Annotated in this window: 12 protein-coding genes and 1 tRNA gene; 6 read left to right on the top strand and 7 right to left on the bottom strand. The window is 70.4% G+C overall.

Features of this window, described 5'->3' with window-relative positions:
- Positions 1–46 precede the first annotated feature (46 nt).
- Positions 47–1,267, bottom strand: coding sequence for a hypothetical protein (locus ACFXMF_RS09800; RefSeq protein WP_360312550.1), 1,221 nt, complete (start codon positions 1,265–1,267; stop codon positions 47–49).
- Between the two features lie 380 nt (positions 1,268–1,647).
- Between ACFXMF_RS09800 and ACFXMF_RS09795 the strand changes: the two genes are divergently transcribed.
- A complete protein-coding gene (locus tag ACFXMF_RS09795; RefSeq protein ID WP_379987905.1) occupies positions 1,648–4,809 on the top strand; it encodes a BTAD domain-containing putative transcriptional regulator in 3,162 nt (1,053 codons plus the stop codon).
- A 352-nt stretch (positions 4,810–5,161) separates the two neighbouring features.
- Here ACFXMF_RS09795 and ACFXMF_RS09790 read toward each other — a convergent pair whose 3' ends face one another.
- From ACFXMF_RS09790 to ACFXMF_RS09765, 6 genes are all read right to left on the bottom strand, one after another.
- Positions 5,162–6,004 (bottom strand): alpha-L-glutamate ligase, encoded by an 843-nt coding sequence (locus ACFXMF_RS09790; protein ID WP_360312546.1) that lies wholly within the window; start codon positions 6,002–6,004, stop codon positions 5,162–5,164.
- Between the two features lie 16 nt (positions 6,005–6,020).
- Positions 6,021–6,986: a RimK family alpha-L-glutamate ligase gene (locus ACFXMF_RS09785; RefSeq protein WP_379987920.1), complete on the bottom strand. Its 966-nt coding sequence runs from the start codon at positions 6,984–6,986 to the stop codon at positions 6,021–6,023.
- A 279-nt stretch (positions 6,987–7,265) separates the two neighbouring features.
- A complete protein-coding gene (locus tag ACFXMF_RS09780; RefSeq protein WP_379987906.1) occupies positions 7,266–7,913 on the bottom strand; it encodes a hemerythrin domain-containing protein in 648 nt (215 codons plus the stop codon).
- 97 nt (positions 7,914–8,010) lie between these two features.
- Positions 8,011–8,433 (bottom strand): hypothetical protein, encoded by a 423-nt coding sequence (locus tag ACFXMF_RS09775; protein ID WP_380020598.1) that lies wholly within the window; start codon positions 8,431–8,433, stop codon positions 8,011–8,013.
- Between the two features lie 520 nt (positions 8,434–8,953).
- Positions 8,954–9,568, bottom strand: a complete 615-nt coding sequence (locus ACFXMF_RS09770; RefSeq protein ID WP_360312540.1) for a zinc ribbon domain-containing protein — start codon at positions 9,566–9,568, stop codon at positions 8,954–8,956.
- Positions 9,569–9,784: 216 nt separating this feature from the next.
- A tRNA-Leu gene (locus ACFXMF_RS09765) sits at positions 9,785–9,871 on the bottom strand.
- Positions 9,872–10,061: 190 nt separating this feature from the next.
- Here ACFXMF_RS09765 and ACFXMF_RS09760 point away from each other — a divergent pair.
- The 5 genes from ACFXMF_RS09760 (at position 10,062) to ACFXMF_RS09740 (ending at position 14,000) form a co-directional block, all read left to right on the top strand.
- Entirely contained in the window at positions 10,062–10,235 is a 174-nt protein-coding gene (locus ACFXMF_RS09760) for a hypothetical protein (protein WP_360312538.1), read from the top strand.
- The gene (locus ACFXMF_RS09755; RefSeq protein ID WP_360312536.1) at positions 10,232–10,888 is read left to right on the top strand and encodes a hypothetical protein; all 657 of its coding nucleotides are present in this window, start codon (positions 10,232–10,234) and stop codon (positions 10,886–10,888) included. The genes ACFXMF_RS09760 and ACFXMF_RS09755 overlap by 4 nt, the downstream gene beginning before the upstream one ends.
- 71 nt (positions 10,889–10,959) lie before the next feature.
- Complete coding sequence (locus tag ACFXMF_RS09750) at positions 10,960–11,313, top strand: hypothetical protein (RefSeq protein WP_360312534.1); 354 nt, start codon at positions 10,960–10,962, stop codon at positions 11,311–11,313.
- A 119-nt stretch (positions 11,314–11,432) separates the two neighbouring features.
- Positions 11,433–12,557: an FAD-dependent oxidoreductase gene (locus tag ACFXMF_RS09745; protein ID WP_379987921.1), complete on the top strand. Its 1,125-nt coding sequence runs from the start codon at positions 11,433–11,435 to the stop codon at positions 12,555–12,557.
- A 384-nt stretch (positions 12,558–12,941) separates the two neighbouring features.
- On the top strand, positions 12,942–14,000 hold the full coding sequence (locus tag ACFXMF_RS09740; protein ID WP_360312532.1) for a terpene cyclase: 1,059 nt from the start codon (positions 12,942–12,944) through the stop codon (positions 13,998–14,000).
- The last annotated feature ends 50 nt before the right edge of the window (positions 14,001–14,050 follow it).

Below are 14,050 nucleotides of genomic sequence, written 5' to 3'. Positions count from 1 at the left end.
GCGTCACCCGGGTCTGCCGCCTGCCCGGCGCACCCCGAGGGCCCCGTCATCGCAGCGGCCCCGGCAACTCGGCGACGCGGGCGAACGGTCGGCTGGGCGGCACCTTGAGCTTGAGGTGGCGATACATCAGCCCGCGCGTGTTCCGTCCGAAGGCGCCCGGCTGGGAGGTGATCCGGCCGGCGACCCGGGCGTAGTCCGCCCGGCGGAAGTCCTCGGGAATCCGGGAGAGTTGCCCGAGCATCGACCGGCGATGCCGGATCCGCGGCGCGAAGTCGGCCAACTCGCCGAGCGGCGAGGCCGGATCGATGTCCGCTTCCGGGTAGGTCGCCAGCGCCACCGGTGCCCCGGTGGCCGTTCCGTACAGGCTCAGCGAGCCGTGATCGCCGACCACACAGTCCGCCGCGACCAGCACGCCCCGCCAGTCGTCCTCCGGCGGGATCAGCGTCAGGCCCTCGCGCAACGACTCGGCGAGCCAGGAGCGTACCTGCCAGGCGCCGTGCCCGCTCCAGACGTTCGGATGCATCAGCGCGGTGACCCGGTAGGCGTCGCGCGGCAGTTCCACGGTCATCCGGTGCAGCAGTTCGGGGGTGCGGCCGAGCAGCGAATTGCCGCCCCAGGTCGAGGTGACCACGATGTGTCGCTGCCGAGCGCCGATCCGCAGCGCGTCGCGATAGCGCGCCCGATCCGGGCGACTGGCCGCCAGGCAGTCGTAGTCGGGATCGCCGGCGACCACGGCGGCGGTCACCGCCTCCGGGCAGGACATGCCCAGACGGGTCAACTCCTCGTGGTGTGCCAGCAGGATCGTCGCCGGCACCAACTGCCCGTCCCGGATCAGCCATTGCGCGGACATCCCGTACGTCTCGCGAGCGGCGACGGTGCGGCCACCGCGTGGGGCGGAGACCCGCTTGTTGTGCCCCGCGCCGTGTGCCATCACCATCACCGGCGCGTCCAGTTCGTGCAGTCCCCCGTGTCCGGCGGCCAACGCGAGGTCGAAGCGCATGTCGACCGCGCGCTGCCAGGGCAACGTGGTGGCCCCGAGCCGATCCAGGAATTCCGCCACGCCCGAGGAGAAGACCGTGGGCGCCATCGTGAAGAACACCTCCACCCGCAAATCCCCTTCCAGGAGCCGAACGGCCTCGATCAGGCGCTGGCCCGACGTGACGTTGTGCACCACGACGAGCACCCCCCGCGTCCCCGATCGGGTCGCCCACCGTGCCGCGTCCGGTCGGACCGGTACGGGTCTCCTGTCGCCTGCCATGATCGTCATCCATGCCTCCATGAGCGTCGTCACCACCGGACGGGCCCCGTTCCCCCGTGGCCGGGCGGTCGGTTCGTTCGGTTCGGTCGATACCGTCGATACGGTCGATACCGTCGATCCGGAGAAGCACCGTCGATACGGTGAATCACCGTCGACAACATGGACATCCCCGACTCACCGGATGAATTCCTTGCAGCCCCGCTGCAACAGGTCTGCAATGGCACCGCACGCGGGTGGGAACCGGAACGAGTCGTCACGCATAGGCGATTTCCGGTCGGATTGCCGGTGTCGCTTCTGGTGGCGCTGTGGCAGGACGTGCCACAGTGGTTGGACGACACCTCGGGACCGGGCGCGTTGGCCAGGAGGGGCTGGGGCGGGGGGATAACGCGGTGCTATCGATCCATGTGCTGGGCCCGATGGAACTGTGGGTGGACGGCGCACGGCACCCATTGGGATCGGTCAAGGAACGATGCGTATTGGCCGTGCTGTTGTACGCCGAAGGCGCGGCGGTATCCACGGACACGATGATCAGTCGGGTATGGGACGACGAACCGCCGAACAAATCGGTCGAGACATTGCGCAGTTACGTCTCCCGATTACGCAAGCGACTGCGCATCGCGGGCGACAGCGTGCAGTTGTCCACGGATTCGCGAACCTACCGACTTCGACTGGATCCGGAAGCGGTCGACTTCCGCCGCTTTCGCGCCCTGCACGAGCGGGCCAACGCGACCGAGGATCCGGCGTCCGCCGCCGATCTGTTGCGGGCGGCCGAACGGCTCTGGCGCGGACAGCCGTTCGCCGGACTGCCCGGCCTGTGGCCGGCCGTCGTGCGGGACCGGTTCGAGGAGCAGCTCGGACAGATCCACGAGCGTCGCATCCACCTGGAACTCGGGCTGGGCAGACATGCGGAAGTCGTGGGCGAGTTACGGGATCTGGCGGCCCGGCACCCGGTCGCCGAGTCGGTGGTGGCGGATCTGATGCTCGCGTTGTATCGCTGTGGCCGCTACAGCGAGGCGCTGGAGACCTATCGGCGCACCCGGGCCCGGCTGAACACCGAACTGGGCGCGGACCCGGGGCCGGATCTGGAACGACTGCACACCCGGTTGTTGCACCGGGACCCGGCGCTGTCGATCCCCACGCAGTCCCGACGGGAGTCGCCGGCCCGGGTGTTGCGGCCGGAGCCGACCACGACCGCACCCGACACGCTGCTCCGCGACACCCGGCACTTCGTCGGTCGGCGCGCCGAGTTGGCCCGGTTGTTGCGCGAGGACGACGTCGGCACCGCGCTGCCGATCACGGTCATTTCCGGTCTGGGCGGAGTGGGCAAGACATCCCTGGCCATCCACGCCGCGCACCGGATGCGGGCCGGCTACCCGGACGGCCGGCTCTACCTGAACCTGCACGCGCACGATCCGCACGAGTCGCCGGTGGAACCCACCGAGGCGCTCGGCTCGTTGCTGATCTCGATGGGCATGCCGGCGCAACACCTGGCGCCCACCCTGGATCTGCGGGCCGCGCAGTGGCGACGGGAGATGGCCGATCGGCGGGCGCTGATCGTGCTGGACGACGTGCGGGACGCCGCGCAGGTCCGCCTGTTGTTGCCGGGCAGCCCCACGTGCCGGGTCCTGGTCACCAGCCGACGCCGGCTCACCGATCTCGAAGGCGCCGGGCCGCTGCCCCTGGAGGTACCGGAAACCGCCGACGCGGCGGCGCTGTTCACCCGGATCGCGGAGGAGACCCGGAAGCTGGACGAGGGGGACCGCGCACTGGTCGAGGAGATCGTGAATCGCTGCGCGAATCATCCCCTCGCCGTGCAATTGACCGCGAATCGTTTCCGGCACCGGGCCTGGCGGGTCAGCGATCTGGTCGCGCGCCTGGCCGAGGCGCCCCGACCGCTGGACGCGATCGACGCGCCGCCGGGCATCTCGATGGCGTTCGCCCTGTCCTATGCGGAACTGGGGCCGGCCGCCCGGTCGGTCTTTCGTCGGCTCGCCCTGCATCCCGGCCCCGACCTCGCCTGGCCGGCCGCGGTGGCGGTGTGCGGCCTGGCTCCGGACGAGACCCGGCGCGGCATCGACGAGCTGGTCGAGTCGCATCTGCTGGGCGAACCCGAACTGGAGCGCTATCGCTTCCACGACCTGGTGCACGACTTCGCGATGCACACCGCACACCGCGAGGAACCGGAGCACGAACGCGCGGACGCGCTGCGGCGGGTGCTGGACCTGTATCTGGATCTGGCCGATCAGGCGGACCGGTTGGCCTACCCGCACGGGCGGCGCTCGGGCCTGCGACCGGTGCCCGCCCGCCGGGCCCGGCCGCCGTTTCGCACGGCGGAGGAGGCGGAGGCGTGGCTCGGCCGGGAACGACCCAACCTGGTGGCCGCCACCCGGTCGGCCGAGGTCGAGTCGCCGGAGCACATCCGGATGTTGCCGGAAATACTGACCCGGTCGTTGTTGAAGTGGGGGTCCTGGGAAACCGCCCGCGACCTGTTCACCGCCGCCCTGCGGGCCTGGCGCCGCGTCGACCCGCCGAACCTCCGGGCCCAGACGCATCTGCTGATCGAGCGCGCGAACATCCAATGGCGGCTGGGCGCGCACGAGGAGGCGCTCCGCGACGCGGCCGAGGCCCTCGCGCTCGCCGAGCAGGCGAAGGACCCGCACGGCCGGGCCGAGGCACTCGCGCAGAGCGGCGCGACCTTCGTGCGGGCGGGCCGGTTCGCGGCGGCCCTGGACCACCTGGAGCAGGCGCTGGCGATCCACCGCGAGATCGACGACCCGCTCGGGCGGGCCGGCGTCCTGCTGTACCTCGGGGTGGCCCTGGGCCATTTACGCAAATTCGACCGGGCAGCCGAACGCATGCTTTCGGCCCGGGACGTCTATGAATTGCTCGGCGAATGGCGCGAGACCGCCAAGATTCTTAATAATTTGGGCGAACTCTATTTCATGCAAAACGACTTCGACAATGCGGAGCGCTACTACCTGCAATCGCTCGACGTGGTCCGCCGCAGCAACGGCCTCGGCGAATTCGGCGTGCTCGATAATAATTTGGGTCAAGTCGAGTTGGCCCGCGGAAATCCGACCGCGGCGTTGGAACGCTACGCCGCGGCGATCCGGGTCTACGAGCAGATCAACGACCTCCGCAGCGAGGCCGACACGCGAATCAACGTCGGCCACGCGCACCTGGCGCTGGGCGCCCCCGGGGAGGCGCTGGAACACTTCGCGCGCGGGCGCGCGATCGCCGAGCGGATCGGCGACGCCTTGCACCGGCAACGCGCCGCCGCGGGCTTCGCGCAGGCCCGCTACGAACTGGGCGATCGCGTCGGCGCCCGCGCGGAGTACCGGATCAGCGCGGAACTGGCCCGCCACATGGGCACCGAGCTGGAGGAACTGCACGCCATCGTCGGCTTGGCACGGACGACCGAGGCCATCGACGGCGGCCCGGCCGCCCGCCCCTTCTGGTCGTCCGCACTCACCGGCTACGAACGCCTGGGCGCCCCGGAGGCAACACACGCACGGGACGCCCTTCGGCGCATCGACGACGCGGCGCCGTGAGCCCGCGGGACTCCTCGACCGGCCGACGAGGGCAAGCCACAACCACTCGGTTACATCATGAAAGTCTCGCGGAGGTTCGAGAAACCCATCATGAATGTATCGCGCATCGACATCATGAATGTCTCGTGGATGCTCGAAAGCATATTCGAATCGAAAGCGGACCCGAGCAGGTCGACCGGCAGTAGGGCGAAGAGAATCGGTGCGGAGAACATGAGCATGCCGAAGCCGTCCTGAAAAAACGAGTTCTTGGACTGGGATTCACTGCGTAGAACGTATCCCATGATCGGCCCCGCCGCACATCCTTGCGATCTTTCGGCCCCGAGTCACAAAACCCAAGACCACTACCGTTCCATCAGTCCCGACTCGCCCGAATAAATCGCTTGTTTCCCCCCACCGAACCCACGCGGGACATATCCGCTTTTCCGGTCCGTACGGCCAACGCCGCAAGCGCCTCGGGCGCTCCGCGCATCTCCCGCATGCCGGGAAAAGCATTCACGTCGATGATCGACGGCACGCCGGCCACCTCCAGGATGTCCACCCCGTAGACGTCGAGGCCGAACGCGGTGCCCACCCGACGCGCGAGCGCGGACCAGCCCGCCGGGAGGTCCTCGGGGCTGATCGGCTTGGTCTCCGCAGGGCCGTCGAGCGCGGTACGGCGCAGGCCCGCGAAGACCTGGCCGTCGACCACCCACAACTTGTGGTCCCAGCCGCCGTTGTCGACGAACTCCTGGGCCACGATGGGTTCGTCCGGCCACTCCCGGGCCAACGCACGCAACGCGTCGCGATCGTCCACGCGGGCCACCAGGTCGTCGCGGCGGCTGTGTCGGCTCTTGACCATGAGGGGGAACCTCGGATCGGCGGCGAGCAACCGGCCGGGCGAGGCGAACGCCCGGGTGTCCGGGAACGGCAGCCGGGCCGCCCAGGCGAGTTCGGCCATGCGTACCCGATCCTGACAAGCACGCGTGGCTGCAGGGGAGTTGATCACCCGAGCACCGGCCCGCTCGGCCCGCTCGGCGAACGCGAGCGCCTTGGCCGTGCGCGCCTTGAGCAGGTACACGTCGGCGCTGATCGGATGCCGATCGGTGACGGTGTCCGGATCGAGCGCCACCACCTCGTGACGCAACGTCAACAGAGCGCGTGCTTCGGCCAGCAAGGGGTGGTCGGGACGGTCGGTGACGAGGCAGATACGCAGCACGTGTGCACGCGCCCCGTCAGCCGACGTACGCGGGCGGCGCGGCGTCGACGGTGGCATTCGTACCGGCTCGCGTGGGCGTGACCACGGCCCGGGAGCGCAACGACGTGCGGGCGGCGACGCTCGGGACCGCGGCCAGGCTCGCGGCGACCGCCGCGCCGGTACCGACTCCCCGGCCTCCGGCCGCGAGATCGAGCACCGCACGGGCCACCCTCGCCACGCCGTCCGGCACACAGCGGAAGCTCGGAAAATCGTTGATGTCCACGACCATCGGGCCGTCCGGGCCCTCGATGACGTCCACGCCGAACAGATCGAGCCCGAAGGCTTCGCCGATCCGGTGCATGAGCGCGGCGACCGCACTCGACAACGGCACCCGGGTCTCTCGGACCGCGTGCCCGGGATGCAGCGGCGAGCGCCGCACCGTCGCGTGGAATTCGCCGGAAATCGCGTAGACCTTGATGTCCTTTCCGGAATTCGGGACGTATACCTGGGCCAACAACGGTCCCTCGCCCGCGAGTTCGCCGCCGAGCCGAACCAGGTCCTCCGGCGTGGACACCAGGTGCACCGCCCGTCCCGAACTACCGCCGGCCGGCTTGACCACCAACGGATAGGCATCGGCCGGGATCGAGGCGAGCAACTCGGGCACCGCGGCGAACCAGGTGACCGGCATCGGCAACCCGTGCGCCCGCGCGATCACCGCGGCCACCGCCTTGTCCCGCACCGAACGGATCGCCCGCGCGTCGTTGATCGTGGTGAGCCCGAGCGCCGCCGCGGCGTCCAACATGCTCAACCCCGGACCGCCGGAGACCGTCTTGAGCACCCACGCGTCGTGCGAACCGGCACGAATCAGGTCGGACAGCTCGATCAACGAGCTGCCGGGACGCACGACGTCGACGTGATGTCCCCAGGCGTCGAGTTGGCGGACCACGTCGAGCGGCATGCCGTCGAGGCGGTAGTGCTCCTCGACAAGGAACGCCAAGGCCATTTTCATCCGATATCCCCCCGGGACGGCCGCCGTTCCCCCATCCGGCAGAGCATTGACGGCACAGCATGCCACGCGTGCCGTGGACGACCGGCACACACCCCATCAAACGCCACGGGTGACCACCATCATGGGCCATTTGGGGGGTGATTCGTCATCAGGTCAAGAGTAGAGAGGAATCGGATCCTCCGCTCGGCACCCGGCATAGAGCAGGTCAAGGCGTACGCCGGCCGCGATGGCCCGGGACCGGGCGGGATCGGGGGCGGACGTACCGCAGGTGGTTCAGGCCGTGCGGGGCCCCGGGAAGCGGCCCGGGATCGGTTCGGCGCAACCGCCCGAGACACCGGTGATCCCGTCCAGGAGCCAGGTGATCGCGTCGGTGGGCGCCCGGTGGCCCGGCATCGGGGCGTCGAACACGTCGGCGGCGTCGATCGCCGCGAGCGAGGCGCCGAGGGTGCCGATGTGCTCGCCCGCCGCGACCACCGCGGCCAGTTCGGGCAACACCTGCACCTCCTCCACCCGCAGATGCGCGTCGACCGTCTCCAGCACCGCCTCGACGGCGGCGGCCACCATCCACGAGCGTTCCGGATCCCGGTCCAGGCTGCCGATCATCGCGGTGACCACGGTCAGGTCGTGGTCGATCCGGTGATGGTCGGCCTCCAGGCGATGGAGCAACAACCGCAGTTCCGGCCGGGCCGCCCGCAACACCGGCCACAGACAGGCGTCCTCGTACTCGTGATGGGCCATCAGGATCCGAGCGAGCAGCCGCCATTGGGCGGACAGATCGGCAACGAGCGGGCCCTCGGCGGTGGGTACGGCACGAATCCGCCCCGGCATCGGCGCGAGATCGCGGCGCAGTGCGGTGTGCACGAGCCGAATCCCGGTGAAGCGCAGGAGCGGGGAGGAGGCGGCATGGGGCACGGCGGACATGGGGCGGTTCCTTTTGCGGACGGTGCCGGCACAGGCATCCGGCCGGCGGGAGAGGGCGGCCGAGGCCGCCTGGACGCGCAAGTGTTACGCGCGTCAATCAACGTCCGATGCCCATTCGATCAACGCCGCCCGCGAGGGCGCCCCCGGGCGGACGACGCATCGGGACGCCCCGGGCGATCAGGCCCCGTGTGCCGGGGTTCGTCAGGCCCGCCAGGAGCAGTCGGCGCCCGCTCTCGGGGGAGCGCGGGCTGATCGCCCGGACGTCACCCGGCGCGACCGCCCGCTCGCGGGACCAGTGCGCACCGATCAGGCCACGCGAAAGCACGCCGCACGCGGTGATCCCGATGCCCGGCACGCGGCACGCGGCACGCGGCACGCGGCACGCGGCACGCGGCACGCGGCACGCGGCACGCGGCACGCGGCACGCGGCACGCGGCACGCGGCACGCGGCCGGGATGTCGCCCTCGATCCCGCACGAGATCAGCGAGTACTCGATCTGCACATCGCTGATCGCATGCACCCGCGTACGCACGGCGTATGAAATGCCACGCAGCAGCAAGCGTCCGCCGACGTCGACGGCGACATGGAAGCACCCGCCGACGTCAATAGGGCAGCTGACGCCCCGACGGGGTGCGCAAATCCGCCGGCGGCTGCGGCCGCGGGGAAACGGGGCGTTTGACGATCCTGATCCGCGTCATGGCCACGTCCTCCTGGTCGTCCCGGTATCCGGCGCAGTCGCCGTGGTGCGCGCGACGCGCACTATCTGCTCCTTCGATACCCACCCGGAGCCGCCGAACCCTCACCCGAAGACGAACAACCGCTACATTCCCCGCCCTTGCCCCCCACCGACCCAAAATTGAACGCCCATTCGACAACCACCCCCCGCCGCACCCCCAACTCGCGGGCAAAGACCCCCGGTTCCACCCGAACCCGCCGGCCGGCAATGGCACCCGGTCGACGATCGAAACCGGTGCCGCCGCGCCGACGAAACACGAGATCCCGCCGACCCTTTCGGGAAGGCGGGATCTCGGGAGGGTTGTTCAGTTGTGCGGTGCGGTGCGTTGGGCCGTCTCGACGACTCCCGTGACGTGGGCCGGGGTCATCTGCAGCAGGCCGCCGACCTGGTCGAGCAGTGCTCGCTCGGCGGAGCCGACGCCGCCGTCGGCCGCGGCGATCAGGGTTGCCCGGGTGAGCAGCCATTCGCGTCCCTGCGGCTGGAGTTGGTCGCCGAGCGGCACCAGCACGGGAGGCAACTCGAAGCCGGCGCCCGCGAGATCGGCGTCCAACTGCGCCACCGTGTACCACGCCACCCCGGCCTCGACGACCGCGGCGGTGGCCACCGTGCGAGCCGCCGTGGACGGCGCACCCGACACCCGCAGCATGCTCACCGCGAGCGCCCGCATCCCCTGCCCCAACAACTCGGAGATCTGCGCGCTCGTCGCACCCTGCAGCACCGTGTCGTGGAACGTCCCACCACAGGTCGTGCACTCGACGTGCGTGCCCTGCTGCTTGAACGGAAAGATCGGAATGAAGAACAACGTGAACCAGCGCCGGGCCAACTTCAGGTGATACTGCCGATCACCCCCACAGCGCGGGCAATGAAAGACGCCCTCGGAAAGCGTCTTGAATATGGACTTGAAGCCCCAAATAAGCATGTTCCCGATTCCCCGTCGTCGCAGCACCAGCCCAGCGGCCCCGATGCTCCCACACCGCGCACCCCCGTCCCCGCCCGGCACCCCGCCCCACCCGTACACGTGCAGCAATTGCCCGATTACCCTGGGTGTCAAAGACTTTCGGTGCGCGAGCGCGCGAGCCGCCGAGGGGCAATGGGTCCGGAAAAGCAAAAGAACCCCATGGACAGGGGTTCTCGCTGGTGTCCGAGGGGGGACTTGAACCCCCAAGCCCTTTCGGGCACTAGCACCTCAAGCTAGCGCGTCTGCCAATTCCGCCACCCGGACGAGTGGGCACAGGGGCGGGGCCCTGCGTGCACGGCAAGGATAGCAAGGTTCGGGCGGGCTTTGCGACACGGTTACCCGGTGGTTGGTTTGGCCGGCTTTCCGGGGTGATTTGTCGGGATCGGTCGACGGGTGTGGGTGGGGGTGTGGCTGGTGAACATCCTGGGAGGAGTCGATTCGGGAGGGGTTTCCCATGCAGCTCGGCAGGCCGGTGGCAACGGGTGTGGTGGTGGAGCGGGCGACGCGGGTCGAGGAGGAGCGGGAGCGGGACGCCGCGGTGCCCGAGGGCACGCAGGGTCGCGGGGGTGACGCGCGGGCCTCGGGGCCGAGTGTGGCGGAGGTGCCGTCGGGGGTCGCCGGGCGATGATCGGCCGGCGGCGGCTGCCCGAGGAGCGGCCGGACGTCGCGCCCGTGGGGTTCAAGGTCGCGGCGCTGTTGTTGTCGGTGGACGGTGATCGGGCGGGCTTCACCGGGGTGTCGATCGGGCGTGGCCAGGCGTACGAGGTCGAGGCCGAGGCGCGCTGTGCGTACGGGCGCCGGCATCGGCCGCCCGCGGCCCGCTGCGACTGCGGGTTCTATTGCCTGACGGCCGAGAGCGACGCGCGCGGGCTGATGTGCGTCACCGAGTATCGGCACGCGGCGCTGCTGCGGGTGGACGTACTGGGCAACTACATCCGCTTCGAACGCGGCTTCCGGTACAGCAGGCAGCGGGTCACCTCGGTGCGGGTGGGGGCCTGCGGCTGTGGCAATCCGGCCGAGCTGCTGGTCGACGCGGGTACGGGGGTCGTGGGCCGGCGCGGCCTGGTCGGCAGTTGTACCGGGTGTGCGGCCGGGCGGGTGGGGCTGTCGTTCGAGTCGTACGCGCGCCTGGCCGGGGTGCCGGTCGGCGCCGACGCGAGTCCCTATGTACGCGGCGAGTACGAGCTGGTGCCGCAACTGGTCGCCGAGGTCACGCTGCTCCAGGCCCGACTCGATCGTTGCCAGGAGCAACTCGGCAGGCTGCTCGGGTCGGATTCCTGAGGCACACGTCCGGGTATGCGCGTCGGGCACGAGTGGATCCGGAGCGGGGTCGGTGGAAGGGGCTTGCGCGGGTGAGCGGGCACGACGAGGCGGCCGGACCCGGGCTTCGGGCGCTCATGTGGGGCTGGGTGCTGTTCGTCGGCACGGTCGTATTGATCCTGGTGGACTCCACGCTCGTGCTCGCCGGCTATTGGAATGCCACCGGCGAATGCCTGGAGCGGTGGGGCTGTCGGGAACCGGCGGTCGGCCCGGCGGACGCGTCGCTGGTGGCGTTCGGCACGAGCCTGCTCGCGCTCTTCCTGGCCACGGTGTCCATGGCGCTGTCCGAGAAGGCCGGGCTGCGCGGCGTGCGGCAGTGGCTCGGTCTGGTCACCGTGGCCGGTCAGCTCATCGGGATCACGACCGTGGTCGACGCCACGGGCTGACCGGGAAGCATCTCCCGGGCCCACCTGTTCTGGCTCGTGTGACGGAAACGGCGAGTACGACGGCGACCTCCACCTCCGCCGCGCGGCGGCCCACCGACGCGCCGACGCACCCGGGCGTCCTGGACGTCGTGGTGATCGGCGCCGGCCAGGCGGGCCTGTCCGCGGCCTACCATCTGCGCCGCTCCGGCCTGTCCTTCGTCGTACTGGACGCCGACGACGGGCCGGGCGGGGCCTGGCGGCACCGGTGGCCCACGTTGTTGATGGAGGCCGTGCACGGGATCCACGAGCTGCCGGGCCTGCCAGTCCCGGGGATCGATCCGGCGCGGCCCGCGTTCGAGGCGCTGCCGGAGTACTTCGCGACCTACGAGCGCGCCTTCGACCTGGACATCGTGCGGCCGGTCACGGTGACGGCCGTGCGCTCGACGCGGGGCGGGTCGACCAACGGCGCGTCGCCCGGAGGCGCGTCGCCGGAGGCGGCCTCCCCCGCCGACCGAGCCGGCGCCGACCTTCTGCTCGTCGAGACCGACCGGGGCACCTGGACCGCCCGCGCGCTGATCAACGCGACCGGGACATGGCGCCACCCGTTCGTCCCCTTCTACCCCGGCGCCGCCGAGTTCCGCGGCCGGCAGTTGCACACCGCGGACTATCGCGGACCGGCCGAGTTCGCTGGGCAACACGTGGTGGTGGTGGGCGGAGGTACGTCCGCCATCCACGCGCTCGCCGAGATCGCCGAGGTCGGCACGACCACGTGGGTCACCCGCCGGCCGCCGGTGTTCCGGGACGGCGAGTTCAGCGCCGAGGTCGGGCGCTCCGCGGTCGCCCGGGTGGAGGAGCGGGTTCGGGCGGGGCTGCCGCCGGAGAGCGTGGTGGCGGTAACCGGGTTGCCGCCGACGGCCGCGGTGCGCGCCGCGCGCGAGCACGGCGTGCTGACGCGACTGCCGATCTTCGATCGCATCACCGCTGCCGGTGTCGCGTGGGCCGACGGTTCCTCGGTACACGCCGACGCCATCCTGTGGGCGACCGGATTCCGGGCGGCGCTCAGGCACTTGGCGCCGCTGGACCTGCGCGAGCCCGGCGGCGGCATTCGCATGGAGGGTACACATACCGCGCGTGACCCGCGCATCCACCTTGTGGGGTACGGTCCTTCGGCGAGCACGATCGGTGCCAACCGGGCCGGCCGTGCCGCCGTGCACGACCTGAAAGCACTGCTCTCCACCAAGAGCACCGCTCACCTCGCGGCCTGACTCGGGCCGGACCGCAAGTCCCGTGCGCACAGCGCCACACGGCCCGCACACGCACACGCAGCCCCACCGCTCGGCACCACACGCTCGGGCACCACACGCTCGGCCCCACAAGCAACACCGCAGACACAGCACCGATACACGGCACGGCATACGCAACACCGATACTCGGCACCGCATACGCACAACACCACACGCACCACCAGCACGCACCCGCACACGATTCACCGCACGTGGCCGCACACGATTCACCGCACGTGGCCGTAGAAAATGCATCACCGTACGTGTCGAAGCGCCCGTCGACGTCACTCTCCGCACCTGCAAAGGATCTTGCGCCGGCGACGCCGATGCGGCATAACAATGATCACGCAACGGGTGGGAGACCAGGTGCCGCAGGATGTGCTGTTCTCGATACCGTTCGAGGCCCCGATCAGTCCGTACCTGGACCAGGCCCGGAGCCGCCATCTCGACTGGGTCCGCGCGCGCGGCCTGATCCGCACCGACGCGGGTCTGCGCCAATACACCTCCTGGGACCTGCCGGAGGCGGTCGGCCGCACCTACCCGCACGCGTCGGCCGACGACCAGTACATGCTGATGAACTGGTTCTCGCTGGCCTTCCTCATCGACGACGACTGCGACGACGACGGCGACGACGATCCGGACGCGGCCCCCGAACGCCCGGACCGGGTGGCGGAGATCGCCCGCGAACTGATCACCATCCCGTTCCGCGAACCCGGCACCCCGCCCGATCTGGTCTCCCCGATCACCCTGGCCTGGTCCGAGGTCTGGGCCTCGATGTCCGACGGCACCTCGGTGACCTGGCAGAACCGCTTCGCGGCCAACTGGGCCCGGTTCCTCGCCTCGCACGCCTCCGAACTGCGGCTGAGCGCCTCGCCCACCGTCCCCGCGTTGGACAGCTACCGCGTGATGCGCCGCAACACCGCCGGCATCCCGCACTCCCTCGACGCGATCGAACGCAGCCGCAGATTCGAAGTGCCCGCCCAGATCCAGGCGCACCCGCTGATGCGCCGACTGCGCGAGGCCGCCACCGACACCATCGCGTACATCAACGACATCCAGTCGCCGGGCCGTCAGGGCCGCCGGGTCGCCTCGCACAACCTGGTCGTGGTCCTGCGCGCTCGCCTCGACTGCTCGTACGACACCGCGCTGCGCGAGGCGACCAGGATGACGTACGAACAACTCGACACCTTCATGACCCTCCAGGCGTACATGCCCCAGATCTGCGGCGAACTCGGCCTGGGCACGACCGAACGCACGGCCGTGGAGATGAGCGTCGAGGGCATGCGCAACTGGATCCGCGGCTACTACGACTGGGGCCTGCGCTCCGGCCCCTACACCGCACCGGACGCGCCCCCGGACGAACCCGCACACGGCTACGCGGAGGACGCGCAACACCCGGCGACCGTGCACCTGCGCACTCGCTAGGGTCTCAACGGCCGTACGCGCGCCCGGTTCCGCCTCATCCCGGGCGCCGG

It is taken from the genome of Embleya sp. NPDC059213 (genome assembly GCF_042754445.1).
Lineage (GTDB): Bacteria > Actinomycetota > Actinomycetes > Streptomycetales > Streptomycetaceae > Embleya.
This window is presented reverse-complemented; position numbering and strand designations above follow the sequence as displayed.